At 73.2% G+C, this 26,217-nt stretch carries 21 protein-coding genes; 12 read left to right on the top strand and 9 right to left on the bottom strand.

The features are described 5' to 3' along the window. Positions 1-62 precede the first annotated feature (62 nt). The 5 genes from AB0M92_RS23285 to AB0M92_RS23265 all read right to left on the bottom strand — a co-directional run bounded on the left by AB0M92_RS23285 (position 63) and on the right by AB0M92_RS23265 (position 4,339). Complete coding sequence (locus AB0M92_RS23285) at positions 63-1,475, bottom strand: NAD(P)/FAD-dependent oxidoreductase (protein ID WP_366104198.1); 1,413 nt, start codon at positions 1,473-1,475, stop codon at positions 63-65. A 61-nt stretch (positions 1,476-1,536) separates the two neighbouring features. Next, positions 1,537-2,172 carry a DUF4126 domain-containing protein gene (locus AB0M92_RS23280; protein WP_366104197.1) on the bottom strand — a complete coding sequence of 212 codons (636 nt, stop codon included), beginning with the start codon at positions 2,170-2,172 and terminating at the stop codon, positions 1,537-1,539. Positions 2,173-2,300: 128 nt separating this feature from the next. Continuing rightward, positions 2,301-2,702, bottom strand: a complete 402-nt coding sequence (locus AB0M92_RS23275; RefSeq protein WP_030156028.1) for a DUF3040 domain-containing protein — start codon at positions 2,700-2,702, stop codon at positions 2,301-2,303. A gap of 307 nt (positions 2,703-3,009) precedes the next feature. Beyond that, positions 3,010-3,768, bottom strand: coding sequence for a methyltransferase (locus AB0M92_RS23270; RefSeq protein WP_366104196.1), 759 nt, complete (start codon positions 3,766-3,768; stop codon positions 3,010-3,012). 88 nt (positions 3,769-3,856) lie between these two features. Beyond that, positions 3,857-4,339 carry an SAV_6107 family HEPN domain-containing protein gene (locus AB0M92_RS23265; RefSeq protein WP_366104195.1) on the bottom strand — a complete coding sequence of 161 codons (483 nt, stop codon included), beginning with the start codon at positions 4,337-4,339 and terminating at the stop codon, positions 3,857-3,859. 195 nt (positions 4,340-4,534) lie between these two features. Between AB0M92_RS23265 and AB0M92_RS23260 the strand changes: the two genes are divergently transcribed. From AB0M92_RS23260 to AB0M92_RS23250, 3 genes are read left to right on the top strand one after another with little or no spacing between them, the layout of a single operon-like run. After that, entirely contained in the window at positions 4,535-5,380 is an 846-nt protein-coding gene (locus tag AB0M92_RS23260) for an ATP-binding cassette domain-containing protein (RefSeq protein ID WP_366104194.1), read from the top strand. After that, positions 5,352-7,439 (top strand): YhgE/Pip domain-containing protein, encoded by a 2,088-nt coding sequence (locus AB0M92_RS23255; protein WP_366104193.1) that lies wholly within the window; start codon positions 5,352-5,354, stop codon positions 7,437-7,439. Before AB0M92_RS23260 ends, AB0M92_RS23255 begins: the two co-directional genes overlap by 29 nt. 44 nt (positions 7,440-7,483) lie before the next feature. Further along, positions 7,484-8,110: a TetR/AcrR family transcriptional regulator gene (locus AB0M92_RS23250; RefSeq protein WP_030156018.1), complete on the top strand. Its 627-nt coding sequence runs from the start codon at positions 7,484-7,486 to the stop codon at positions 8,108-8,110. A gap of 339 nt (positions 8,111-8,449) precedes the next feature. On the opposite strand, the gene AB0M92_RS23245 is transcribed toward AB0M92_RS23250, so the two are convergent. The 4 genes from AB0M92_RS23245 to AB0M92_RS23230 form a co-directional block, all read right to left on the bottom strand. After that, positions 8,450-10,891 carry a transglutaminaseTgpA domain-containing protein gene (locus AB0M92_RS23245; RefSeq protein ID WP_366104192.1) on the bottom strand — a complete coding sequence of 814 codons (2,442 nt, stop codon included), beginning with the start codon at positions 10,889-10,891 and terminating at the stop codon, positions 8,450-8,452. Then, positions 10,888-12,261, bottom strand: coding sequence for a DUF58 domain-containing protein (locus AB0M92_RS23240; RefSeq protein ID WP_366104191.1), 1,374 nt, complete (start codon positions 12,259-12,261; stop codon positions 10,888-10,890). Before AB0M92_RS23240 ends, AB0M92_RS23245 begins: the two co-directional genes overlap by 4 nt. Then, positions 12,261-13,271 carry a MoxR family ATPase gene (locus tag AB0M92_RS23235; RefSeq protein ID WP_366104190.1) on the bottom strand — a complete coding sequence of 337 codons (1,011 nt, stop codon included), beginning with the start codon at positions 13,269-13,271 and terminating at the stop codon, positions 12,261-12,263. Before AB0M92_RS23235 ends, AB0M92_RS23240 begins: the two co-directional genes overlap by 1 nt. Before the next feature lie 135 nt (positions 13,272-13,406). Beyond that, a complete protein-coding gene (locus tag AB0M92_RS23230) occupies positions 13,407-13,958 on the bottom strand; it encodes a carbonic anhydrase (RefSeq protein ID WP_366104189.1) in 552 nt (183 codons plus the stop codon). Between the two features lie 341 nt (positions 13,959-14,299). Between AB0M92_RS23230 and rsmH the strand changes: the two genes are divergently transcribed. The 9 genes from rsmH (at position 14,300) to murG (ending at position 26,213) form a co-directional block, all read left to right on the top strand. Further along, positions 14,300-15,229: a 16S rRNA (cytosine(1402)-N(4))-methyltransferase RsmH gene (gene rsmH / locus AB0M92_RS23225; protein ID WP_366104267.1), complete on the top strand. Its 930-nt coding sequence runs from the start codon at positions 14,300-14,302 to the stop codon at positions 15,227-15,229. Further along, positions 15,226-15,837, top strand: a complete 612-nt coding sequence (locus tag AB0M92_RS23220; RefSeq protein ID WP_366104188.1) for a hypothetical protein — start codon at positions 15,226-15,228, stop codon at positions 15,835-15,837. The genes rsmH and AB0M92_RS23220 overlap by 4 nt, the downstream gene beginning before the upstream one ends. A gap of 114 nt (positions 15,838-15,951) precedes the next feature. Next, positions 15,952-17,958 (top strand): penicillin-binding protein 2, encoded by a 2,007-nt coding sequence (locus tag AB0M92_RS23215; RefSeq protein ID WP_366104187.1) that lies wholly within the window; start codon positions 15,952-15,954, stop codon positions 17,956-17,958. A 45-nt stretch (positions 17,959-18,003) separates the two neighbouring features. Beyond that, a complete protein-coding gene (locus AB0M92_RS23210; RefSeq protein WP_366104186.1) occupies positions 18,004-19,728 on the top strand; it encodes a UDP-N-acetylmuramoyl-L-alanyl-D-glutamate--2,6-diaminopimelate ligase in 1,725 nt (574 codons plus the stop codon). After that, on the top strand, positions 19,725-21,149 hold the full coding sequence (murF, locus tag AB0M92_RS23205) for a UDP-N-acetylmuramoyl-tripeptide--D-alanyl-D-alanine ligase (RefSeq protein ID WP_366104185.1): 1,425 nt from the start codon (positions 19,725-19,727) through the stop codon (positions 21,147-21,149). Before AB0M92_RS23210 ends, murF begins: the two co-directional genes overlap by 4 nt. After that, complete coding sequence (gene mraY / locus AB0M92_RS23200; RefSeq protein ID WP_030156005.1) at positions 21,146-22,216, top strand: phospho-N-acetylmuramoyl-pentapeptide-transferase; 1,071 nt, start codon at positions 21,146-21,148, stop codon at positions 22,214-22,216. The genes murF and mraY overlap by 4 nt, the downstream gene beginning before the upstream one ends. After that, positions 22,198-23,625 carry a UDP-N-acetylmuramoyl-L-alanine--D-glutamate ligase gene (gene murD / locus AB0M92_RS23195; RefSeq protein WP_366104184.1) on the top strand — a complete coding sequence of 476 codons (1,428 nt, stop codon included), beginning with the start codon at positions 22,198-22,200 and terminating at the stop codon, positions 23,623-23,625. Before mraY ends, murD begins: the two co-directional genes overlap by 19 nt. Before the next feature lie 80 nt (positions 23,626-23,705). Further along, positions 23,706-25,112 (top strand): putative lipid II flippase FtsW, encoded by a 1,407-nt coding sequence (gene ftsW, locus AB0M92_RS23190; RefSeq protein ID WP_366104183.1) that lies wholly within the window; start codon positions 23,706-23,708, stop codon positions 25,110-25,112. A gap of 6 nt (positions 25,113-25,118) precedes the next feature. Continuing rightward, a complete protein-coding gene (gene murG, locus AB0M92_RS23185; protein WP_030863673.1) occupies positions 25,119-26,213 on the top strand; it encodes an undecaprenyldiphospho-muramoylpentapeptide beta-N-acetylglucosaminyltransferase in 1,095 nt (364 codons plus the stop codon). Positions 26,214-26,217 lie beyond the last annotated feature (4 nt).

Here is a 26,217-nt window from a genome sequence, read left to right as displayed (position 1 = left end):
CACGACGGGTACCGGCGCGCGGGGTGAGCCCCCGGGAGGAGGTCCTCCCGGGGGCTCCGGCGTCACTGGGAGCCGCGGAACGCCGCGCCCTCCACGATCAGCCCGGCCACCAGGGCCCCCGTCATCCCCGCGTGCGCGAGCCCGCCGCCGGGGTGCGCCCAGCCGCCCGCGAGGAACAGCCCGGGCAGGGCGGTGGTGTTGGCGGGGTAGAGCATCGCGCCGCCGGCCCCGGCGAGGGCGGGCGGGGGCACCGCGCCGCCCGGTGCGCCGGTGTCCGCCTCGGTGTCCGCCGGAGTGCGCTCGCGGCTCCACAGCAGCCGCTCACGCAGTCCGGGCACGGCCCGGGCCGCCAGGTCCAGCAGCTCCTGCGCGCGGGGCGCAGGGGCGCCCCCAGGGCCGCACAGGGCGCTCACGGTCACCGCCTCGTGGTCCGCGTCGGGCCGTACGGCGGGGTCGTCGGGGCGCAGCACGGTCAGCTGGGTGCCCGGGGAGTGGACCAGGGTGCGGTGGACGGCGTCCGCGGGGCGGGCTCCGCGCAGCGCGAGCAGCAGGGTGATCCGGCCGGCCACCCCCGGCCCGCGGGCCGGTACGCCGCCGGCGGGCAGCGGGGCACGCAGCTGCCGCGGGTCGACCCCGCACACCACGAAGTCCGCGGCGGCCTCGGCGCCGTCGGCCAGCAGCAGCCCGGCCGCCCGGCCGTCCCGCTCCAGGACCTCCCGTACGGGCGCATCGAAGACGAAGGCGACCTTCCGTTCGAGGCAGCGCTCGTACACGGCGGTGGCCAGGGCCCGCATGCCGCCGCGCACGTACCAGCTGCCGAAGGTCTGCTCCATGTACGGGAGCACGGCCGCCGAGGCGGGCGCGGTGGCCGGGTCGACCCCGTACGCCCGCACCCGCGCGGCGAGCAGCTCCCCGAGCCGGCCGCCCAGCTCGCGGTCGGCCACCTCGGCGAGGGTCGGCGGGCGGCGGCGCAGCAGGCCGCTCTTGCGCAGCGCCGGGTACGGATCCCCGCCCAGCACCTGCCAGTCGGGGCGCAGCGGCTCCTCCAGCAGCGGGCGCCGGGTGGCGTTCCAGGCGTCCCGGGCGCGGCCCAGGACCCCGTTCCAGCGCTCTCCGGCCCCCGGGCCGAAGGCCTGGTCGAGGACGGTGGCGGCGCCGCCGCGCGAGCCGCCCGGCAGGGTCACGGCGGTGCCGTCGGCGAGGACGTGCCGGACGGCCGGGTCGACCTGGACCAGCTCGACGCAGTCCTCCAGCGGCCGCTTGCCGGTCTTGACGAACAGGTCGCGGTAGACGGCGGGCAGGTGCAGCAGACCGGGCCCGGTGTCGAAGGCGAAGCCGCCCTGTTCGTGGCGGCCGACGGAACCGCCGTACGTGGACCCGCGCTCGTACACCGTCACCTGGTGCCCCGCCACGGCCAGCCGGGCCGCCGTGGCCATGGCGCCCATGCCGGCGCCGATCACCGCAATTCGTGCCATGCGGATGACCCTATCGAGCGGGGTCGGGGGAGTCCGGAGCAGGTCAGGGGGACGGCCGGGGTCAGCGGGGTGGTACCGCGGCCCGCGCGGCCGCCTCGCGCTCCTCGGCCGCGAGCCGCTTCTCCTCGCGGCGCTGGGCCCGGCGGCGCAGGAAGCGGCGGATCCGGCTCCAGAGGAAGACGAGTATGGCCAGACCGGCCGCCAGCAGGACGGCCGCGATGATCGCGGCCGCCTGGGGGTTGAACATCGCGAAGGTGACGATGCCCGCCACGCCCAGGTCCTCGGCCGTGCTCAGCACGATGTTGCTGAAGGGCTCGGGTGAGGTGTTGACGGCCATCCGGGTGCCGGCCTTGACGAAATGGCTGGCCAGCGCGGTGGAACCACCGACCGCGCCGGCGGCGATGTCGGAGAGCGACCCGCTCTGGCCGGCCAGCAGGGCGCCGACCACGGCCCCGGCCAGCGGCCGGATCACGGTGTGCACCGCGTCCCAGAGGGAGTCCACGTACGGGATCTTGTCGGCGACGGCCTCGCAGAGGAACAGCACGCCGGCGACGATCAGCACGTCGGTGCGCTGGAGGGACGCGGGGACCTCGTCGGTCAGTCCGGTCGCGCCGAAGACGCCGAGCAGGAGGACCACGGCGTAGGCGTTGATCCCGCTGGCCCAGCCGCTGGTGAAGACCAGGGGGAGCACACTCACCGGGCCATCATGCCGCAGGACCGGGCCCCGGCAGGGGTGATCGGGGAGACGGGGCGGATCGGCGCGGCAGAGCCGTGAGGGGACGGCCGCCGTACGGCGGCCGTCCCCTCACCCATGTCTGCGGGGGCCTACTGCCCCTGTTCGTCGCGGCGGCGCTGCCACCGCTCCTCGATGCGGGTCATCATCGACCGACGCTGCCGGTTTCGGCCGTGGGCCGAACCGCCTGCACTGCCGGAGACGGGCTGCTCGCCAGGCTTGGGTGCCTTGCGCCAACCGGTGACCACGAGGACCGTACAGCCGAGCATGACGAGGAATCCCACCACGCTGACCCAGAGTACGTTCGGAATGATCACACCGGTCATGAGGAGCGCGATACCCACCACAATGCCTGCGACTGCCTGGTAGACCCGTCGCCGGGTGTACGTACGCAGTCCGCTTCCCTCAAGCGCTGTCGCGAACTTGGGATCTTCGGCGTACAGCGCTCGCTCCATCTGCTCGAGCATTCGCTGCTCGTGCTCCGAGAGCGGCACGGGAGTCCTCCTCATCCGTCGGTCGCGGGGGGTAGCGACCAGGGGTCCCCTTCAGGATAGGCGGGGAATCGCCCCCGTGATACCCGCCCTCTGCGCAAGGTTCCAAAAACAGTGCCCGAAAAAGGCACCGCCCCAAAAGGCGCCGCCCGAGCCAAACCTTGCGCGAAACCGTACCGCCGGGTGGGCGGTCATGAGGCGCTTATTCCCCACTGGCCCGTCCACCATGCCGGTCACTGAGCACGATCATACGGGGCCGACCGGCTGAACGGAGGGTGTCCGGCGTACTCCCTGAGCGGAACTCCGCAGATCAGGCGGGCTTGCCGCCCAGGACGTGCAATTGCGTGGCGACCGCGTGGAAGGCGGGCAGCTCGGCGGCCGCCTCCTCCAGACGCAGCAGCGCCTCGACCGCGCCCGGCTCGGTGTCGACCAGGACGCCGGGGACGAGGTCGGCGAAGACGCGGACCCCGTGCACCGAGCCGACCTCCAGGCCGGCCCCGCCGACCAGCGCGGCGAGCTGCTCGGCGGTGAAGCGGCGGGGCACCGGGTCGCCCGAGCCCCAGCGGCCGGCCGGGTCCGTGAGTGCCGTACGGGCCTCGGTGAAGTGGCCGGCGAGGGCGCGGGCCAGCACCGCTCCGCCCAGGCCCGCGGCGAGCAGGCTGAGCGTGCCGCCGGGGCGCAGGGCGGCGACCGCGTTGGCCACGCCCTCGGCCGGGTCGTCCACGTACTCCAGCACGCCGTGGCAGAGCACCACGTCGTACGCGTCGCGGTCTACGACGTCCAGCAGGCCCTGGGCATCGCCCTGGACCCCGCGGACCAGGTCGGCCACGCCCTCCTCGGCGACGCGGCGCTCCAGCCCGAACAGCGCGTTCGGGCTGGGGTCGACCACGGTCACCCGGTGGCCCAGCCGGGCCACCGGCACGGCGAACTTGCCGGTGCCGCCACCGGTGTCCAGCACGTCCAGCACGTCCCGCCCGGTCGCCTTCACCCGGCGGTCGAGGGCCTCCTTGAGGACCTCCCACACCACGGCGGTGCGAAGGGAGGCGCGGGGGCGGGAAGTGTCCGACACGGCTGATGGCTCCTCGGCGCGACAAGGGTGGGCGATGCGAGCCCCACCCTATTGCCTGCACGAAGCCGTGCCGGTCACCCCGCCCAGCTCAGCCCGCGTCCGGATGCTCCGGGCGCGGCTGCGGCAGCGTGGGCGCCACCGGCTGGAGGGCGAGCATCCGCTCCACCAGCCGCAGGAACATCTCCACGGCGCGCACCAGATCGTCCGCGTCCCGGACCGTCGCCGCGTCCGCTATCCCGGCCTCGGCCCTTGCCCGGCGGTCGGCGCCGGAGGCGAACAGCGCGCTCCACTCCGTCAGCTCCGGGGCTATCTCCGGCAGTACCTCCCACGCGCTGCGGATCCGGGGCCGGCGCCGCGCGCCGACCGGCTCCGGCTTCCCGCGCGCGGCGAGGACGGCCGCGGCGGTGCGCAGTGCGGCCAGGTGGGCGGTGGCGTACCGCTCGCCCGGCCGGTCCAGCAGGGCGGCCTCGGCCAGGCCGGCGTGGGCCTTGGCGAGCAGATCGAGCGCGGCCGGAGGAGCTGCCGACCTGCGCGGGACGGGGTGGACAGGGGACGGGGACGGTGTGGCCATGACGAACCTCCTGTCGTTGCGTACTGCCGTGTCTGTGTTTGTGCCTGCCCTCATCGTGACGGTCGACACTGACAATCGCGCTGACCTGCGGCGATGCCTGCGCCCGTCTGCCAACTGCCCCCCTGGGCAGACGAGGTGTCATCAATGGTGCTAGTTTTTGAACTGACCAGTCAGTTCAAAAGGAGGGGAGACGGCGTGGACAGCCCGCACGGAGCGGCCGTCAAGGCCGAGGACTTCGGACTCAAGGGCCCGCGCGGCTGGGTGTTCCGGGGAGTGCGTCTCGACGCGGAGCCCGGCTCGCTCGTCGCCGTCGAAGGCCCCTCCGGCAGCGGCCGGACCTGCCTCCTCCTCGCCCTCACCGGACGCATGAAGGCCACCGAGGGCCACGCCGAGGTCGCCGGCCACCGGCTGCCGCGGCACATGGCCGCGGTCCGCCGGATCGCCGCGCTCGGCCCGGTCACCGGTGTCAACGAACTCGACCAGTCCCTCACCGTCGCCGAGCAACTGCGCGAGGGCGCACTGCTCCAGCGCCGCTACGAGGGCCCCGTCCGCGCCCTGCTGCGCCCGCGCGGCGAGCGCCGCGTCGCCGCACAGGCCCGGATCGACGCCGCCCTGGCCGCCGCCGGGCTGGACCTCGCGTCCCTGCCCAAGGGCCCGCGCACCTCCGTACGCGACCTGGAGCGGCTGGAGGCGGTCCGGCTGTCCGTGGCCATCGCCCTGCTGGGCGCACCGCGCCTGCTGGCCCTCGACGACCTGGACCTCAAGCTCTCGGACGCCGAACGCGCCGAGGCCTGGGCCCTGCTCCGCTCCATCGCCGCCGCCGGGACCACCGTCCTCGCGGTGTGCAGCGAGGCGCCGGACGACGTGACGGTCCTGCGCACGGACGCCGCCGTCGGCGCCGAGCCGGGCACGAACGGCACGAACGGCACGAACGACACGCGTGGCACGACCGAAGAGACCGAAGAGACCGAAGAGACCCAAGAGTCCGAAGACATCACGAAGGGGGCGGACGATGCGCTCGCCGAAGCTGGCCGCGCTTGAGCTGAAGCGGTTCGGGCGGGGGAAGCTGCCCCGGGCCGCCCTCGTCGCACTGCTCCTGCTGCCGCTGCTCTACGGAGCCCTGTACCTCTGGTCCTTCTGGGACCCGTACAGCCGGCTCGACAAGGTCCCCGTCGCGCTCGTCAACGCCGACCAGGGTGCCACCGTCGAAGGCAACCGCATCGACGCCGGCGGCGAGATCACCAAGAAGCTGCACGCCAGCAAGACCTTCGAATGGCACGACGTGAGCGCCGAGGAGGCGGCCAAGGGCCTGGAGAACGGGACGTACTACCTGTCCCTGACCATGCCCGCCGACTTCAGCACGAAGATCGCCTCCAGCTCCGGTGCGGACCCCGCGACCAGCGCCCTCCAGGTGCGCACCAACGACGCCAACAACTACATCGTCGGCTCGATCTCCCGCACGGTCTTCGCCGAGGTCCGCTCGGCGGCGTCCACCAACGCCTCCCGCGGCTTCCTCGACAAGATCTTCGTCTCCTTCTCCGACCTGCACGACAAGACCGCCGAGGCCGCCGACGGCGCCGACAAGCTCAAGGACGGCGCGAGCAAGGCCCAGCAGGGAGCGAAGGAGATCGCCGACAACCTCGACACGGTCGAGGAGAAGAACGGCGAGCTGACCGGCGGGCTGACGAAGCTCGACACGGCCGCGGGCAAGCTGGAGACCGGCACGAAGGACCTCGCCGCCGGCACCCAGCAGATCGCGGACAAGATCAACGGCACCGCCTCCCAGGTACGCCCCTACCTGGACAACCCCAAGCAGCTCGCCGACGCCGCACTGCTGGTCGCGGACACCGCCCGGGTCGTCAACGACCACCTGGAGACGATCGGCAAGAAGGCCCCCGCCGCAGCCAAGGTCAGCAAGCAGGCCGCGGCCCTGGCGGCCGACACGTACACCCGCACCTGCACGGGCGCGGCCGCCAAGCCGCTGCCGGTCGCCTGCGCCGACCTGAAGAAGCTGAAGGACACCACCGCCGAGGCCGCCCGGCTCACCGGCGACGTCGACGCGCTGGTCAAGGACTCGGGCGGCGATCTGGCAGGCCTGCGCACGCAGCTCACCGACCTGGAGAAGCAGGCCCGCAAGCTCGCCGCGGGCGCCCCCGGCCTCGCCGGCAAGCTGGACCAGGCCGTCGCCTCCGCCAACGCCCTCAACACCGGCGCCCACAAGGTCGCCACCGGCACGGCCCAGCTCCACACCGGTCTCGGCAAGGCCACCGACGGCTCCGAGGCCATCGGCGCGGGAGTCGGCAAGATCGGCGACGGCGCGCACAGCCTCGACGGCGGCATCTACAAGCTCGTCGACGGCAACGGCGCCCTGGCCGACGGCCTGCACCAGGGCGTAGACAAGATCCCGGACTACGACCGGCAGCAGCGCGACGCCCGTACCGAGGTCATGGCCGACCCGGTCAAGCTCGCCAACCAGTCCCTGCACAAGGCGCCCAACTACGGCACCGGCTTCGCGCCGTACTTCATCCCGCTCTCCCTCTGGGTCGGCGCGATGGTCGCCTACATGCTGATCGCGCCGATGAACAAGCGGGCGCTGGCCGCCGGCGCCTCGCCCTGGCGGATCGCCCTGGCGGGCTGGCTGCCCGTGGCAGGGCTCGGCGCCGCACAGGTGGGGGCGCTGATGTCCGTGCTCCACTGGGGCCTCGGCCTGGAGATGGCCCGCCCGGCCCTGACCGTCGGCTTCCTCTTCCTGGTCACCGGCTGCTTCGCGGCGATCGTCCAGTGGCTCAACGCCAAGTTCGGCGCCGCCGGCCGCATCCTGGTCCTGGCCGTCCTGATGCTCCAGCTGACCTCGGCGGGCGGTACGTACCCCGTTCAGACCAGTCCGGGGTTCTTCAACGCCATCCACCCGTACCTGCCGATGTCGTACATCGTCGAGGGCCTGCGCCGCCTCATCACCGGCGGCGACCTCGGCCCGGTCTGGCAGGGCTGCGCCGTCCTGGCGGCGTTCACCGCGGGATCGCTCGCCCTCACCGCGCTTGCCGCCCGCGGCAAGCAGGTGTGGACGATGGACCGGCTGCACCCCGAACTGAGCCTGTAGGGACCGGGCCCGTAGAGATCGGTTGACCTGTGAGAATCAGCGCCATGGAACGCAGCAGCACCGGTACCGGCGGCGGCCGCCGGCAGGCGACCCGCCAGAAGCTCTACGAGGCGGCCGTCACCCTCATCGCCGAGCAGGGCTTCTCCGCGACCACGGTCGACGAGATCGCCGAGCGGGCGGGGGTCGCGAAGGGCACCGTCTACTACAACTTCGCCAGCAAGAACGAACTCTTCGAGGAGCTGCTGCGGCACGGGGTCGGGCTGCTGACGGCCTCGCTGCGCGACGCGGCCGAGGAGACGGAGCGGCGGGGCGGCAGCCGCGTCGAGGCGCTCGACGCGATGATCCGGGCGGGACTGGTGTTCATCGACCGGTACCCGGCCTTCACCCAGCTGTACGTCGCCGAGCTGTGGCGGACCAACCGGGCGTGGCAGTCCACGCTGATGGTGGTCCGGCGGGAGGCGGTGGCCGTCGTGGAGACGGTGCTGCGCGAGGGCGTGGAGCGGGGGGAGCTGAGCGCGGAGATCGACGTGCCGCTGACCGCCGCCGCGATGGTGGGCATGGTGCTGGTGGCGGCGCTGGACTGGCAGTCGTTCCAGAGCGAGCGGTCGCTGGACGACGTGCACTCGGCGCTGTCGCTGCTGCTGCGGGGCCGGGTCAGCGGGAACCGCTGACGGGGAGTCCCCGGGCCGGTCCGGGCCGGCCCTGGGTGACCCCCGATCGGCGGTGCCGCGGGGGTGCCGGGACGGCGTAGAACTGGGGGCGCCGTCCGCCGCGCGTGAGTACGCGTACCTAGTCGCGGAAATGAGTACGTGCGCGGATGGCCCCCACCTGCGCGAACGCCAGACTGGGGATACGGACGGGGACCCGGTCCGGACCGCCGACACGGGGCGGCCGGTGCGGACCGGGTACCTATGCCGATGTGCGGCGCGAAACGGCGGGGCCCCGGGGGAACGGGCCCCGCCGTTTCGCGTCCGCCCGCGGGGCCCCGGCCCCGGCCGGGGCCCACCGAGTCAGCCGCGGCCCTTGAGGGGGAGACGGGACAACAGCGCCGAGACGGGGGCCAGCCGGGCCGCCGCGGACGTCGCCAGCGCCGACCACCGCGCGGCCGCCGACCAGCGCAGGCGCGCCCCCGAGCGGGGGAGGAGCACCGCGCGGACGCGGGCCGTGCGGGTCAGCGGAGCCAGCAGCGCGGCGCGGGCCAGCAGGACGTCCGTCCCCAGGCCGTCGTACGCGGCCTCCGTGCCCGGCGGGGCGTACAGCGAGCGCTCCACCGCCTCCGCGACCCGGTGCACCGCCTGCGCCGCCTCCGGCTCCAGCCGGCCGAGCTCCACCACCCTGGCCGCCGCCCGGCGCGGTGACAGGGCCTCGTCGGGGGTGATGCCCACGTCCCAGGCCGCGTCGGACAGCTCGGTCCACGCCGCCAGGACCTGCCCCGCCGCCAGCCGGCGTCCCCGCAACCGCGTCCGCCACAGCAGCGGGAGCAGCGGGAGGGCCAGCAGGGCAAGGATCGGCAGGGCCCAGCCCAGCACGCCGACCAGAGAGGGTCCGCCGCCGGCGGAACCCCCCTTCGGCCGGGGAGCCGCCACCCCGCACTCGCCCAGCTTCTTCGCCTCCGGCGGGCAGTCCTCGGCCTTCGACGGCGCCGCCGACGGCTGCGTCGCGCCGGTCGAGGGCAGCGTCGCCGGCGCGGACGGCTGGGCCGCGGGGAGCTCGGACCGGGAGTAGTCCGGGACCGTGATCCCCTGGCGCGGCGTCGGCTCGAACCGGGTCCAGCCCACGCCCTCGAAGTACAGCTCGGGCCAGGCGTGCGCGTCCCGCATCGACACGTTCACGCTGCCGTCCGCCTGCTTCTCGCCGGGCGTGAACCCCACCGCCACCCGCGCCGGGATCCCGAGCGAGCGCGACATCGCCGCCATCGAGAACGCGAAGTGGATGCAGAACCCCTCCTTGTCGGCGAGGAACCGCGCGATGGCCTGCGGCCCCGTGCCCGAGGCCACCTTCGTGTCGTAGCGGAAGCCGCCGTTCACGGCGAAGTAGTCCTGGAGCTTCACCGCCCGGGTGTAGTCGTCCTTCGCGCCCTTCGTCACCTGGCGGGCCGTGTCGCCGACCACCGCCGGCAGATTGTCGGGGATCTTCGTGTACTCGGCCTTGATGAGCGGGTTCGGCTCCGGCGCCGCCTGCAACTGCTCCGCCGTCGGCCGCAGCAGCAGGCTCTGCACGGTGTACATCGCGCCCTGGACGTTCTGGTACCTGTCCCGGCCCAGCTGGTCGCCGACCAGCGTCCGGCCGGCCGGCTCGAACCGCCACTTGCCCGGGATGGTCACGGACATCGCCGGATAGGGCATCGGCAGGTAGCGCTGGGCGTACGTGTCGGCCGCCGAGACGCTCGTCCGTACCTCGGTGCCCGTCGCCCGGACCTGCTCGCTCATCCCCGGCGGGGCCGGCAGCCGCTCCGGCACGTCGGTCAGGGTCCGCCCCGAGGCCTCCCACTTGACGCCGTTGAACTCGTCCAGTGCCAGGATCCGCAGGTACTGCTCGCCGAGCTGCGGGCTGTCCGTGCGGTACTTCAGCACCACGCGGTTGTCCTGGGCGTTCAGGCTGCCCTGGAGGGAGACCAGCGGGTTGACCGCCGAGATCGTCCCGCCGACGCCGGAGCCGTCCCCGGCCCCGCCGCCCTGCGTGCCCAGCAGTCCGCCGCCGAGTGCGGGCAGCGCCGCCGGCACCGCCAGCGCGATCCCCAGCGCCACCGCGCCGATCCGCCGTCCGGTCCGAACGGGAGCCAGCGCCCGGCCCGGGCCCGAGCCCGCGCCGACGCCTGCGTACCCCGGGCCCGAGGAGGCCCCCGCGCCGGGGGCGGCGCCGAAGACCCGGCCCCACTGGGCGAGCCGGTCGCGGCCCTCGGCCAGCAGCAGCAGCAGGTAGCCGCAGCCGGCCAGCAGGAAGGAGATCCAGGAGGCCCCGGCGCCGCCGGAGAGCCCCGCGGCGACCGAGTACAGCGCGAGCAGCGGCAGCCCGGCGGCCGCCGCGGTCCGCAGGGTCACCGCCAGGAGGTCCACCAGCAGCCCGATCGCCAGCACCCCGGACAGCAGCAGCAGCCGGATGCCGTCCGTCAGCGGAGCGGGGATCGCGAACTCGCCGACGTCCTGGACGCCCCGCTGGAACAGGGCGCCGAAATCCGTCACCAGATAGGCCATCGGCCCGGACCCGGTGGACTCTCCCTTGCCCGCGAACAGGAACATCAGCACCAGCAGCGACACCAGCACCTGCGAGGCCACGGTCAGCGTGCGCCCCAGGGGCACCCGCCGCGCCCCGGCCCCCACCGCGCCCTGCACGGCCAGCAGGGCCCCCGCCTCCAGCACCCAGCCCGAGGAGTCCACCAGCGCGGCCAGCGACCACGAGGTGAGCAGCGTCGCCAGCATCGCGAAGAGCGTCACGCGCGCCCGCCCGCTCATCCCCAACCTCCGGAGGTACCCGTGCCGAGCGGAGCGTTGCCGGCCTGCCGCCACAGCTCCCCGAACGCCACCCCGGGCGGCGCGGCCAGCGCGGTCCAGCCCGTGTCGCGCAGCCTGCCCACCCGTTGCTCCACCCGCGAGGGCCGCCCGGTCCACTGAGCGGAGTCCAGGACGAAGGCCACCGCCGCCCCGCAGCGCCCGCGCATCTTGGCCGCCACTTCCGTCTGTACGTCGTCCAGGTCTCCGAAGAAGGCGATGAGGAGCCCGTCACCACCGGCTCCGCCGAAGCCCCCGGCTCCGTGGCCGCCGCCGCTGCGCACGGCGTCGTACGCGCGGGCGAGGCCGGCGCCGTCGGAGTGCCCGACGACCGCGAGGGTGTCCATCATCAGCCCGGCCGCCTCCGCGGACTCCTGCCCTCCGGACGTGAAGCCGCTGCCGTCGCCGGGCACCGAGGTACCCGAGTCGGTCAGCAGCCGCACCGAGAAGCCCTGTTCGAGCAGGTGCACCAGGGCCGAGGCGGCCCCGGAGACCGCCCACTCGAACGCGGAGTCCGGTCCGGCGCCCTCGAAGGCGGTCCCGCGGGTGTCCAGCAGGACCGTGGCCTTGCTGCGCTGCGGCTGCTCCTCGCGGCGCACCATCAGCTCGCCGTAGCGGGCGGTGGAGCGCCAGTGCACCCGGCGCAGGTCGTCGCCGCGCCGGTACCCGCGCGGGATCACGTCGTCGTCGCCGGCCAGGGCCAGCGAGCGGCGGCTGCCGTCGCCGTAGCCGGAGGTCTCGCCGGTCAGCCGGACCGCGGCCAGCGGCTCGGTGCGCGGGATGACGGTGAGGGTGTCGTACGTGCTGAACGAGCGGGTCAGCTCGACCAGCCCGAAGGGGTCGGTCAGCCGCAGCTGGAGCGGGCCCAGCGGGTAGCGTCCGCGCAGGTCGGAACGGACCCGGTAGGAGACCTCGCGGCGTCCTCCGGGCTCGACCCGGTCCAGGACGAAGCGGGGCCGGGGGCCGAGGACGTAGGGCACCCGGTCCTGGAGCATCAGCAGTCCGGTGGGCAGCCGCGAGACGTTCTCCATGCGCAGCTGCACCCGGGCCTCGGAGCCCGCGGGCACCCGCATGGGGGTCAGCCGGCGGCTGCCGGAGACCCGGTGGCGGGTGCGGTGCAGGGCGAGGACGCAGATCAGCGGCAGGACGGCGAGCAGCAGCCCGACCCGGAGCAGTTCTCCCTGGCCGAGCACGTACGCGCACAGGGCGGCGGCCACCCCGGCGGCCAGGAAGGACCGGCCGCGGGTGGTCAGCCCCGCCAGCGAGGCGCGCAGCCCGCCGGCGCCCCGGCCCGTGCTCCCGCCACCGGCGCCGCGCGGGGCACCGGCGCTCATCAGAAGCCCCGGATGCCCGCGCCGGGCGGCATCTCGCCGCGGGCGTGCGCGGCAGGGACGGGGGTGCGCTGGAGGATGTCGTGGACGACCTGCTCGGCGGTGCGCCGGTTCAGCTGGGCCTGCGCGGTGGGCAGCAGGCGGTGCGCGAGGACGGGGCCGGCCAGCGCCTGCACGTCGTCGGGCAGGACGTAGTCCCGGCCCGACAGGGCGGCGGAGGCCTTCACGGCGCGCAGCAGGTGGAGGGTGGCGCGGGGCGAGGCGCCCAGGCGCAGGTCCGGGTGGCTGCGGGTCGCGGAGACCAGGTCGACGACGTAGCGCCGGACGGGCTCGGCGACGTACACCTCGCGGACGGCCTCTATCAGCTTGACGATGTCGTGGGCGTGCGCGACGGCCTGGAGGTCGTCGAGCGGGGAGGTCCCGCCGTGCACGTCGAGCATCTGGAGTTCGGCGTCGGGGCTCGGGTAGCCGACGGAGACGCGGGCCATGAAGCGGTCGCGCTGGGCCTCGGGGAGGGGGTAGGTGCCCTCCATCTCCACCGGGTTCTGGGTGGCGACCACCATGAACGGGCTCGGCAGCGTGTACGTCGTGCCGTCGATGGTGACCTGGCGCTCCTCCATCGACTCCAGCAGGGCGGACTGGGTCTTCGGCGAGGCGCGGTTGATCTCGTCGCCGATGACGATCTGCGCGAAGATCGCTCCCGGCTTGAACTCGAACTCGCGGCGCTGCTGGTCGTAGATGCTGACGCCGGTGATGTCGGAGGGCAGCAGGTCCGGAGTGAACTGGATGCGCTGCACCGAGCAGTCGATGGACTTCGCCAGCGTCTTGGCGAGCATCGTCTTGCCGACGCCGGGGACGTCCTCGATCAGCAGGTGCCCCTCGGCGAGCAGCACGGTCAGCGCGATGCGTACGACCTCGGGCTTGCCCTCGATCACGCTCTCGACGGAGTGGCGCACCCGCTCCGCCGTGCTCGTCAGATCCGCGAGGCTCGCTCGGTCGTCATACGTCGTCACCTGGTTCTCCTCGGCCCTTTCCGCAGGGCCGACGCTCTCGGCGCACTCCGGCCCACCCCGACAAGGACGCCGGCCCGGACGGTTTTCCGGGCGGCGTCTTCCCGCATTCTTGACGGCGCCCAGGCCCTGTGTCACTCACGAGGCGGGATCGATCTCCCGCAGGAGTCCGGTGTGCACGTCGAAGACGAAGCCTCGCACATCGTCGCGGTGGGGCAGGAAGGGGTTCGTCCGGACCCGCTGCATGGACTGGCGGACGTCCTGGTCCACGTCCCGGAAGGCCTCCACGGCCCAGGCGGGGCGCTGGCCGACCTCGTCCTCCAGCTCGTGCCGGAAGTCCTCGGTCAGGCTTTCGAGGCCGCAGCCGGTGTGGTGGATCAGTATCACCGTGCGGGTGCCCAGGGCGCGCTGGCTGATCGTGAGCGAGCGGATGGTGTCGTCGGTGACCACGCCGCCCGCGTTGCGGATGGTGTGGCAGTCGCCGAGCTCCAGGCCGAGGGCCTTGTGCAGGTCGAGGCGGGCGTCCATACAGGCCACGACGGCCACGTGCAGGACGGGGCGGGCGTCCATTCCGGGATCGGTGAACTTCGCGGCGTACTCCCGGTTCGCCGCGACCAGCCGGTCCGTGACGGAGCCGCTGCCGGATGCCTGGGGGGTGGTCCCTGCGGGCAGGGATGCGGAAGTCGTCATGCCTACGACGTTAGTGGTCACCGCTGGTAAAGGCATGGAGTGAGGGTGGACAAAGAACGTCAACCGGCCTTGTTGTGAGCTAACCCACAGGGGTGAGGCGGGGGCGACCATACGGGTGATAAGCGGCTTTTGCGGATTCCGTACGAGTGGGGCGCACGGCGCGCGGGGCGGTTCGTTGACCGCGGCGACCGTTGCACTAAAGTGACGCGAACCGGCCGGAGCCCGGCCCTCACCGGCCGCCCGGCCTCCTGGTAACACTCCGCGTGCGCGGCGCGGCGTATGCCTGCCGCGCCGTTATCTGAGAGGGCGCTTTGACTAGCGAGTCCCGACATGTCCCGGTGATGCTCCAGCGGTGCCTGGACCTGTTGGCCCCGGCGCTGGAGAGGCCCGGGGCCGTCGTCGTCGACTGCACCCTCGGCCTCGGCGGCCACAGCGAGGCCCTGCTGACCCGGTTCCCCGAGGCGCACCTGATCGGCCTCGACCGCGACAAGGAGGCCCTGCGGCTCTCCGGCGAGCGGCTCGCGCCCTTCGGTGACCGCGCCACCCTCGTCCACGCCGTGTACGACGAGCTGCCCGACGTACTGGACCGGCTCGGCACCCCCGCCGTCCAGGGCGTCCTCTTCGACCTCGGCGTCTCCTCCATGCAGCTCGACGAGGCCGACCGCGGGTTCGCGTACGCGCAGGACGCGCCGCTGGACATGCGGATGGACCAGACGACCGGGATGAGCGCCGCCGAGGTGCTCAACACCTACCCGCCGGGCGAGCTCGTACGGATCCTGCGCCAGTACGGCGAGGAGAAGCAGGCCAAGCGGATCGTCTCGGCCGTCGTCCGCGAGCGGGACAAGGAGCCGTTCACGAACAGCGCGCGGCTGGTCGAACTGATCCGCGACGCGCTGCCGCAGGCCGCGAAGCGGACCGGCGGCAACCCGGCCAAGCGGACCTTCCAGGCACTGCGCATCGAGGTCAACGGCGAACTTTCGGTCCTGGAGCGGGCCATCCCGGCGGCCGTGGAGCGGATCGCGGTGGGCGGCCGGATCGCGGTGCTCTCGTACCACTCGCTGGAGGACCGGCTGGTCAAGCAGGTCTTCGCGGCGGGCGCGGCGTCGACCGCGCCGCCCGGGCTGCCGGTGGTGCCGGAGAAGTACCAGCCCAAGCTGAAGCTGCTCACCCGGGGCGCGGAGCTGCCCACGGAGGAGGAGATCGCCGAGAACCGCCGGGCGGCTCCGGCCCGCTTCCGCGGGGTCGAGCGCATCCGGGAGGCGCGGCTATGAGCAGAGCCGGGGGACTGGGGCGGCTGCGCGGCGGCTCCGCGGGACAGGCGGCGCTGACGCCGTTCGTCCTGCTGGTGGTGGCGTTGCTGGCCGGCGGGCTGATCAGCCTGCTGCTCCTGAACTCGGCGCTCAACCAGGGGTCCTTCCAGCTGAGCAAGCTGAAGAAGGAGACCACGGCGCTCACGGACGAGGAGCAGGCGCTGCAGCGGGACGTGGACGGGTACTCGGCCCCGGACGCCCTGCAGCGGCGGGCGCACGAGCTGGGCCTGGTCCCGGGCGGGAGCCCGGTCTTCATCGGCCCGGACGGCAAGGTGACGGGCACGGCCGCGGTCGCGGAGCCCCCGCCGCCGCCCCCGAGTCCCTCGGCGTCCCCGGCGGCCGCCCCGGCCGGGGCCCCGGCAACCGCCCCGGGCGGCCCCCAGGCGGGCACTCAGGCCTCCGCCCCGGCCGCCGGTCCCGGTTCGCCCCCCGGCGGCGCCCAGGGAGCCGCCGGCACCCCGGGCCCCGCCCCGAACGGGGCCCCGGGCTCCGCTGCGGCGGGGGCCCCGCAGGCCGGGCAGCCCGCTCCGGGCGGTGCCCCCCAGCCCAACCCGACCTCCGGAAGGTGACGTCGTGACGCGGACCCTCCCCCAGCTCCCGCCGGGGGCACCCCCGGCGGGAACCGCCCCCTGCACCGGTCCGTCCGCGGGTACGGCGCCCCGCCCGGCCGCGGCGGTGGGCGCGTGAGCGCCCCCGGCGGGCGGCGGGTGCCCGGGCCCGGGGGCGGACCGGGGCGCTCGCGCGCCGCCACGCGGCCCGCCACCCGGCGGCCCGGCCCCGCGCGGCAGCCGCACACCATCCGGCTCGGCAGCCCCAAGCCGCGGCTGCGGCTCGTCAGCGTCGGGCTGACCCTCGTCATGGTGGCCTTCGTCGTACGGCTGCTCCAGGTGCAGGCCGTCGACGCCTCCGCGTACTCCGCCAAGGCCTCGGAGAACCGCTTCGCCAGCTACACCCTCGCCGCCGAGCGCGGCGAGATCACCGACCGCAAGGGCGTCGCCCTCGCGACCAGCGTCGACGCGTACGACATCACCGCCGACCCGAAGATGTTCACCCCGCAGGACAGCAAGGCCCCGGACGCGCCCGAGCAGGCCGCCGCCCTCCTCGCGCCGATCCTCGGCAAGGACGCCAAGGAGCTCACCGCCCGCCTCAAGACCAAGAACACCCGCTACGTCGTCCTGGCGCGGCGCCAGACCCCCCAGGTCTGGAACCAGATCAAGGACCTCAAGCGGGTCTTCGCCGACAAGGCGGCCGCCGACAAGAAGAACAACGGACCCGGCGCCAACGTCCTCGCCGGCGTGTTCAACGAGGACAGCAGCAAGCGCGTGTACCCGGGCGGTGACCTGGCCGCCGGGATACTGGGCTACGTCAACGCCGAGGGCAAGGGCGGCGGGGGCCTGGAGTCCTCCCTCGACAAGAAGCTGGCCGGCAAGGACGGCGCGATCACGTACGCCCAGTCCGGCGGCCGCCGCGTGCCCACCGCCGGCTCCAGCGAGAAGCCCGCCGTACCCGGCGAGGACGTCGAGCTGACCATCGACCGCGACATCCAGTGGGCGGCCCAGAGCGCCATCGGCGAGCAGGTCGCCAAGTCCGAGGCCGACCGCGGCTACGTCATCGTCCAGGACACCCGTACCGGCGAGGTGCTGGCCATGGCCAACGCCCCCGGCTTCGACCCCAACGACCTGTCGAAGGCCAGCTCCGCCGCCATGGGCAACGCGGCCCTCCAGGACGTGTACGAGCCCGGCTCCACCGCCAAGGTGATGTCGATGGCCGCCGTGCTGGAGGAGAAGAAGGCCACCCCCGAGACCCACGTCGAGGTCCCCAACCGGCTGCACCGCGGCGACCGGCTGTTCAAGGACGACATCGACCACCCGACCTGGTACCTGACCCTCAACGGGGTCCTCGCCAAGTCCTCCAACATCGGCACCATCCTGGCCACCGGCCAGCTCGGCGCCACCCAGCCCGAGGCCAACCGGGTCCTCTACTCCTACCTGGACAAGTTCGGCATCGGACGGCCCACCGGCCTGAACTACCCGGGCGAGTCCCGCGGCATCCTCGCCAAGCCCGAGGCCTGGTCCACCTCCCAGCAGTACACGATCCCTTTCGGCCAGGGCCTCTCCCTCAACGCCATGCAGGCCGCCTCCGTGTACTCCACGATCGCCAACGGCGGCGTACGGATCGAGCCCACCCTGGTCCGCGGCACCAAGGGCCCCGACGGCCGCTTCACCCCGGCCCCGGCCCCCGAGAAGACGACCGTGATCAGTGCGGAGACCGCCAAGACCCTGGCCCGGATGCTGGAGTCGGTCGTCGACGACCAGGAGGGCACCGGCACCAAGGCCCGCATCCCCGGCTACCGGGTCGGCGGCAAGACCGGCACGTCCAACCGGGTGGATCCGGCCACCGGCCGCTACAAGGGCTACACCGCCTCCTTCGCCGGTTTCGCCCCGGCCGACAACCCGCGGATCACCGTCTACTGCGCCATCCAGAACCCCACCAAGGGCAGCTACTTCGGCGGCCAGATCTGCGGACCGATCTACAAGAAGGTCATGGAGTTCGCCCTCAAGACCCTCCAGGTCGCCCCGACCGGAACCGCCCCGGCCGGGCTCCCCGTCACCTTCGACGCCGGACCCCCGCCCGCCACCCAGCCCTCCGCAGCGCCCTCCGCACAGCCCAGCCGGCAGCCCGGCCAGTGACCCGGCGGGCCGGCCGGCCCGCCAGAAATCCGTGAGGCACCATCAGTGACAACGATCACCCCGAAACCCGGGAACCCGTCGGCCGACGACCACGCGGCCGGGCCCTCACTTCGCGAGCGGCCCGCCGCGCCCGGTACGCTCACCGCCGTGCCCCACGCTGATCAGCCCAGAACCGCCCAGCAAGACGCCCCGGCAACGCCGCCGGGAGCGCCCCGGCCCCAGGCCGCCCGCCCGACACCCCTGGGCGAGCTGGCCGACCTGCTGGGTGTCGAAGCCCCCGGCGCGGCCCCCGCGGACACCGCGGCGCAGCCCCCGCGGATCACCGGCATCACGCACGACTCCCGTGCCGTGCGCCCCGGCGACCTGTACGCGGCCCTGCCCGGCGCCAAGCTGCACGGTGCGGACTTCGCCGCCCAGGCGGCCGCCCTCGGCGCCGCGGCCGTACTGACCGACCCGGCGGGCGCCGCACGCGCGGCCGCGACCGGGCTGCCGGTCCTGGCCGTCGCCGACCCGCGCGGCCGGATGGGCGAGCTCGCCGCCACGATCTACGGCCGTCCCGGCGAGGGCCTGCTCCAGATCGGCATCACCGGAACCTCCGGCAAGACCACCACGGCCTACCTCGTCGAGGGCGGACTGCGCGGCGCCGGACGCTCCACCGGACTGGTCGGCACCGTCGAGATGCGCATCGGCGACGAGCGCATCAAGTCGGAGCGCACCACCCCCGAGGCCACCGACCTCCAGGCCCTGTTCGCGGTCATGCGCGAACGCGGGGTCGAGGCCGTCGCCATGGAGGTCTCCAGCCACGCCCTGGTGCTCGGCCGGGTCGACGGATGCGTCTTCGACGTCGCCGTCTTCAACAACCTGAGCCCGGAGCACATGGAGTTCCACTCGGACATGGAGGACTACTTCCAGGCCAAGGCGCAGCTCTTCACCGAGCGCCGCGCCCGCCTCGGCGTGGTCAACATGGACGACGAGTACGGCCGCCGCCTCGCCAAGGAGGCCACGATCCCGGTGGTCACCTTCTCCGCCGAGGGCGACCGGGCCGCCGACTGGCGCGCCGAGGACGTCGTGTTCGGGCACATGGACTCCACGCTGACCGTGGTGGGCCCCGAGGGGCAGCGCGTACGGGCCACGGCCCCGCTGCCCGGCCCGTTCAACGTCGCCAACACCGTCGCCGCGATCGTCACGCTCGCCGCCGCCGGCCTCGACCCGCAGACCGCCGCCGACGGCGTCGCCGCGGTCCCCGGGGTCCCCGGCCGGCTGGAGCGGGTGGACGCGGGCCAGCCGTACCTGGCCGTCGTCGACTACGCGCACAAGACGGACGCCGTCGAATCGGTGCTCCGCGCACTGCGCGAGGTCACCACCGGCAAGCTGCACATCGTGCTCGGCTGCGGCGGCGACCGCGACACCACCAAGCGCGCCCCGATGGGCGCCGCGGCGGCCCGCTTCGCCGACACCGCCGTACTGACCTCCGACAACCCGCGCTCCGAGGACCCCCTCGCGATCCTCGCCGCGATGTTCGGGGGCGCCGCGTCCGTACCGGCCGAAGAGCGCGGCACGGTCCTCGTCGACGCCGACCGGGCCGCGGCCATCGCCGCGGCCGTCGCGCGCGCCGAGCCCGGCGACACCGTGCTGGTGGCCGGCAAGGGCCACGAGCAGGGCCAGGACACGGCGGGCGTCGTACGGCCCTTCGACGACCGCGCGGTGCTCCGTGCCGCGATCGAACGCCAGCAAGGCAGCAACGTCCGACAGGCCGAGGTGAACCAGTGATCGCCCTTTCCCTCGCCGAGATCGCCGACATCACCGGCGGGCGGCCCCACGACATACCGGATCCGTCCGTGCGGATCACCGGGCCCGTGGTCATCGACTCCCGCCAGGTGGAGGCCGGCAGCCTGTTCGCCGCCTTCGCCGGCGAACACGTCGACGGCCACGAGTACGCCGAGCGGGCGGTGGCCTCCGGAGCCGCGGCCGTCCTCGCCGCCCGGCCCGTCGGCGTACCCGCGATCGTCGTCGCCGACGTCGAGAAGGCCCTGGGCGCCCTCGCCCGGGCCGTCGTCGAGCGCCTCGGCACCGATGTGGTGGCCCTGACGGGCTCCGCCGGCAAGACCTCCACCAAGGACCTCATCGCCCAGGTGCTCCAGACCCACGCACCCACCGTGTGGACCCCGGGCTCCCTCAACAACGAGATCGGCCTGCCGCTCACCGCGCTGCGCGCCACGGAGGAAACCCGGCACCTGGTACTGGAGATGGGCGCCCGAGGCATCGGGCACATCGACTACCTCACCGGCCTGACCCCGCCGCGCATCGGACTCGTCCTCAACGTCGGGACCGCGCACATCGGCGAGTTCGGCGGCCGCGAGCAGATCGCGCAGGCGAAGGGCGAGCTCGTCGAGGCCCTGCCGGCCGCAGCGGACGGCGGAGTCGCCGTCCTCAACGCCGACGATCCGCTGGTGCGTGCGATGTCCGCCCGGACGAAGGCCCGTACGGTGCTGTTCGGCGAGGCCGACGACGCCGACGTACGGGCCACGGAAGTCCGTATGACACCGGCGGGACAGCCCTCCTTCACACTCCACACACCCACCGGGTGCGGCGAAGTGACCTTGCGCCTGTACGGTGAGCACCACGTGTCGAACGCGCTCGCCGCGGCCGCCGTCGCCCATGTACTGGGCATGTCCACCTCGGAGATCGCCACCGCGCTCTCGGGGGCGGGCACCTTGTCCCGGTGGCGGATGGAGGTCACCGAGCGGGCGGACGGCGTGACGATCGTCAACGACGCCTACAACGCGAATCCCGAGTCCATGCGGGCCGCACTGCGCGCGCTTGCCGCGATGGGCGGCGCGGCCAGGGCCGACGGGGGACGCACGTGGGCGGTGCTCGGTCCCATGGCCGAGCTCGGGGACGCATCGTTGGCCGAGCACGACGCGGTGGGACGGCTTGCCGTCCGGCTCAACGTGAGCAAGCTCGTCGCAGTCGGGGGCAGGGAAGCGTCCTGGCTGCAACTGGGCGCATATAACGAGGGTTCGTGGGGTGAGGAGTCGGTGGTCGTGTCCGACGCGCAGGCGGCGATCGACCTGTTGCGCAGTGAACTGCGCCCGGGTGACGTCGTGCTGGTGAAGGCTTCCAGGTCGGTCGGCCTGGAGCGGGTCGCTCTGGCTCTGGTGTCCGGTGAGGGCGAGGTCGCCGACCGATGAGGCAGATCCTCTTCGCCGGTGTCATCGGCATGTTCCTGACCGTGGTCGGCACGCCGCTGCTGATCAAGCTGCTGGCCCGGAAGGGCTACGGCCAGTTCATCCGCGACGACGGCCCGCGCGGCCACGCCGGGAAGAAGGGCACGCCCACCATGGGCGGCATCTCCTTCATCCTGGCGACGATCATCGCGTACGCCCTGACGAAGGTGATCACGGGCAGCCCGGCCACGTTCTCCGGCGTGCTGGTGCTCTTCCTGATGTCCGGCATGGGCCTCGTGGGCTACCTCGACGACTACATCAAGATCGTCAAGCGTCGCTCGCTCGGTCTGCGGGCCAAGGCCAAGATGGCCGGCCAGCTGATCGTCGGCATCGCCTTCGCGGTGCTGGCGCTGCAGTTCAAGGACGCCCGCGGCAATGCCCCGGCCTCCACCAAGCTGTCGTTCGTCACGGACTTCGGCTGGTCGATCGGCCCGGTGCTGTTCGTCGTCTGGGCGCTGTTCATGATCCTGGCGATGTCCAACGGCGTGAACCTGACGGACGGTCTGGACGGTCTGGCGACCGGCGCCGCGGTGATGGTCTTCGGCGCGTACACGTTCATCGGCGTCTGGCAGTTCCAGGAGTCGTGCGCCAACGCGCAGACCCTGACGAACCCCAACGCCTGCTTCGAGGTACGAGATCCGCTGGACCTCGCCATCGTCGCCTCCGCGCTGATGGGCGCCTGCTTCGGCTTCCTGTGGTGGAACACCTCGCCCGCCAAGATCTTCATGGGTGACACCGGCTCGCTGGCCCTCGGCGGCGCCCTCGCCGGTCTCGCGATCTGCTCCCGCACGGAGTTCCTGATCGCCCTCCTCGGCGGCCTCTTCGTCCTCATCACCATGTCGGTCGTCATCCAGGTCGGCTCCTTCAAGCTCACCGGGAAGCGCGTCTTCCGGATGGCCCCGCTCCAGCACCACTTCGAACTGAAGGGGTGGTCCGAGGTCCTGGTGGTGGTCCGGTTCTGGATCATCCAGGGCATGTGCGTGATCGTGGGTCTCGGACTCTTCTACGCGGGATGGGCAGCGGACAAGTGACGTCCTGGCAGGGCAAGAACATCACCGTCGCCGGCCTCGGCGTGAGCGGCATCAGCGCCGCCCGCGCCCTGGCCGGCCTCGGCGCTTCGGTGACCGTCGTCGACGGCGGCGACGGCGAGGGCCACCGGGCCCGCGCCGCCGAACTCGGCGAGCTGGGCATCTCGGTACGGCTCGCGGACGCCGAGACGCTGCCCGAGGGCACCGACCTGGTGGTGACCTCGCCCGGCTGGAAGCCGCAGAGCCCGCTCTTCGCCGCCGCCGCGGCGGCCGGCGTCGAGGTCGTCGGTGACGTCGAGATCGCCTGGCAGCTGCGCGGCCCGGACGCGGCCCCCTGGCTGGCGATCACCGGCACCAACGGCAAGACCACCACCACCCAGATGCTCGCGTCGATCCTGAGGGCGGCGGGCCTGAAGACCGCGGCCGTCGGCAACATCGGCACCCCGATCATCGACGTGGTGCTCGGCGAGGAGAAGCACGACGTGCTCGCCGTCGAACTCTCCAGCTACCAGCTGCACTGGGCGCCCTCGCTGCGCGCCCACTCGGCGGCCGTGCTCAACCTGGCCCCGGACCACCTCGACTGGCACGGCACGATGGAGGCGTACGCCGCCGACAAGGGCCGTATCTACGAGGGCAACACCGTCGCCTGCGTCTACAACGTCGCCGACCCGGCCACCGAGAAGCTCGTCGAGAACGCCGACGTCGAGGAGGGCTGCCGGGCGATCGGCTTCACCCTCGGCGCCCCCGGGCCCTCCATGCTCGGCGTCGTCGACGGCATCCTCGTCGACCGCGCCTTCGTGGAGAACCGGCAGAAGAACGCCCAGGAGCTCGCCGAGGTCAAGGACGTCAACCCGCCGGCCCCGCACAACATCGCCAACGCCCTCGCCGCGGCGGCCCTGGCCCGCGCCTTCGGCGTCGAGCCGCGCGCGGTCCGCGACGGGCTGCGCGACTTCCGCCCCGACGCGCACCGCGTCGCGTTCGTGGACGAGGTCGCGGGGGTCTCGTACGTCGACGACTCCAAGGCGACCAACACGCACGCCGCCGAGGCCTCCCTGGCGGCCTTCGAGCCCGTCGTGTGGATCGCCGGCGGGCTCGCCAAGGGGGCGACCTTCGACGAGCTCGTGCAGAAGTCCGCGAACCGGATGCGCGCCGCGGTGCTGATCGGCGCCGACCGGGCACTGATCGCCGAGGCGCTGGCGCGACACGCCCCCGAGGTCCCGGTCGTCGACCTCGACCGGACCGACACTGGGGCGATGCTCGCAGCGGTCCGGGAGGCGGCCCGGCTCGCAGAGCCCGGCGACACGGTTCTGCTGGCCCCGGCCTGTGCCTCGATGGACATGTTCGCGAACTACAACAAGCGCGGGGACGCATTCGCGGACGCGGTGCGCGAGCTGGCCGCCGAGAACGCGTAGGTCCGGCCGGCCGTTTCTCAGGTCGGCGAGTCCTCCCCGACCGGCTGCTCGCCTCGTACGAGTGGAGGGGAAGGTCACACATGCCGGCCAAGCAAGTGCTGCCGGGGCGGCGGCCGTCCGCCGTGAAGGCCGCCAAGTCCGTGAACGGCGCCAAGTCCGCCAGGACGGTCAAGGCGCAGGGCCGCAGGCGTCCGGCCTCCGGCGGGCAGCGGCCCGCCGGGCGCGGGCCGCTGGAGCGGCTGCGGCGTACGCAGCGGCAGTTGCGCAAGGCCTGGGACCGGCCCCTCACAGCGTATTACCTGATTTTCGGCAGCTCCCTGCTCATCACCGTGCTCGGCCTGGTGATGGTCTACTCGGCCTCGATGATCAAGGCGCTCCAGCTGGGCCTGGGCGACGCGTACTTCTTCAAGAAGCAGTTCCTGGCCGCCCTGATCGGCACCGTACTGCTGCTCGTCGCCTCCCGGATGCCCGTCAAACTGCACCGGGCGCTGTCGTACCCCGTACTCGCCGGAACCCTGTTCCTGATGGTCCTGGTCCAGGTCCCCGGGATAGGGGTCGCGATCAACGGCAACCAGAATTGGATCTCCCTTGGCGGTCCGTTCATGCTCCAGCCCAGTGAGTTCGGCAAGCTGGCCCTGATCCTGTGGGGCGCCGACCTGCTGGCCCGCAAGGGCGACAAGGAGCTGCTGAGCCAGTGGAAGCACCTGCTGGTGCCGCTGGTCCCGGTCGCCTTCCTGCTGCTCGGGCTGATCATGCTGGGCGGCGACATGGGCACCGCGATGATCCTCGGGGCCATCCTGTTCGGCCTGCTGTGGCTGGCCGGGGCGCCGACGCGGATGTTCGTGGCGGTGTTGGCCTTCGCGGGTGTGATCGTCGCACTGCTGATCAAGACCAGTCCGCACCGGATGGACCGGCTCGCCTGCCTGGGCGCGACGGATCCCGGCCGGGGCGACCTGTGCTGGCAGGCCGTGCACGGGATCTACGCTCTCGCATCGGGCGGATGGTTCGGTTCCGGTCTGGGCGCCAGTGTGGAAAAATGGGGACAACTGCCCGAAGCCCACACCGACTTCATCTTCGCCATCACCGGGGAGGAACTGGGTCTGGCGGGGACGCTGTCGGTACTCGCCCTGTTCGCGGCTCTAGGCTATGCGGGTATCCGCGTGGCCGGACGCACGGAGGACTCCTTCGTACGGTATGCCGCGGGAGGCGTGACCACCTGGATCACGGCGCAGGCCGTGATCAACATCGGTGCGGTGCTCGGTCTGCTGCCGATCGCCGGAGTCCCGCTCCCGCTGTTCTCGTACGGCGGGTCCGCGCTGCTGCCGACCATGTTCGCGGTCGGACTGCTCATCGCCTTCGCGCGTGAGGAGCCGGCGGCGCGCGCGGCGCTCGCGATGCGCCAGCCGAAGACCGGCTGGAAGCGGACCGGGCAGAGATGGAAGTCGATGAGACGGAGCGTCAAGAGGCGTCCGTCCGGAGAGCGGTGAATTTCGGTGCATGTCGTACTCGCCGGTGGGGGGACCGCCGGCCACATCGAGCCGGCGCTCGCCCTCGCGGACGCCCTGCGCAGGCAGGACCCTTCCGTGGGCATCACCGCCCTCGGCACGGAGCGCGGGCTCGAAACCCGCCTCGTGCCCGAGCGCGGCTATGAGCTGGGGCTGATCCCGGCCGTCCCGCTGCCCCGCAAGCCCACCCCCGAGCTGATCACCGTCCCCGGGCGGCTGCGCGGGACGATCAAGGCCGCAGAGGAGATCCTGGAGCGCACCAAGGCCGACTGCGTCGTCGGCTTCGGCGGCTACGTGGCCCTGCCCGGCTACCTCGCCGCCAAGCGGCTCGGGGTGCCGATCATCGTCCACGAGGCCAATGCCCGGCCGGGACTGGCCAACAAGATCGGCTCCCGCTACGCGCACGCCGTCGCGGTCTCCACCCCCGACAGCAAACTGCGCGGCGCCCGCTACGTGGGCATCCCGCTGCGCCGCTCCATCTCCACCCTGGACCGGGCCGCGGTCCGCCCGGAGGCGCGCGCCGCCTTCGGCCTGGACCCGAACCTGCCGACCCTGCTGGTCTCCGGCGGCTCGCAGGGCGCACGCCGCCTCAACGAGACCATCCAGCAGGTCGCTCCCACCCTCCAGCGCTCCGGGATCCAGATCCTGCACGCGGTCGGTCCGAAGAACGAACTGCCGCGTGTCGACAACATGCCCGGGATGCCGCCTTACGTGCCGGTACCGTACGTGGACCGGATGGATCTCGCGTACGCCGCCGCCGACATGATGCTGTGCCGCGCGGGCGCGATGACCGTCGCCGAACTCTCCGCCGTCGGGCTGCCCGCCGCGTACGTACCGCTGCCGATCGGCAACGGCGAACAGCGGCTCAACGCCCAGCCGGTGGTCAAGGCCGGCGGCGGCCTGCTCGTCGACGACGCGGAGCTGACGCCCGAGTGGGTGCTCAGCCAGGTCCTCCCGGTGCTCGCCGACCCGCACCGCCTGTACGAGATGTCCCGCGCCGCCGCCGAGTTCGGCCGCCGCGACGCCGACGACCTGCTCGTCGCGATGGTGTACGAGGCGATCGCCGCACACAGGAACCGCTAGCGCA

It is taken from the genome of Streptomyces sp. NPDC051582 (genome assembly GCF_040681715.1).
Taxonomy (GTDB): Bacteria; Actinomycetota; Actinomycetes; order Streptomycetales; family Streptomycetaceae; genus Streptomyces.
Note: the sequence above shows the minus strand (reverse complement) of the source record. Positions and strands in the feature narration are given on the sequence as shown.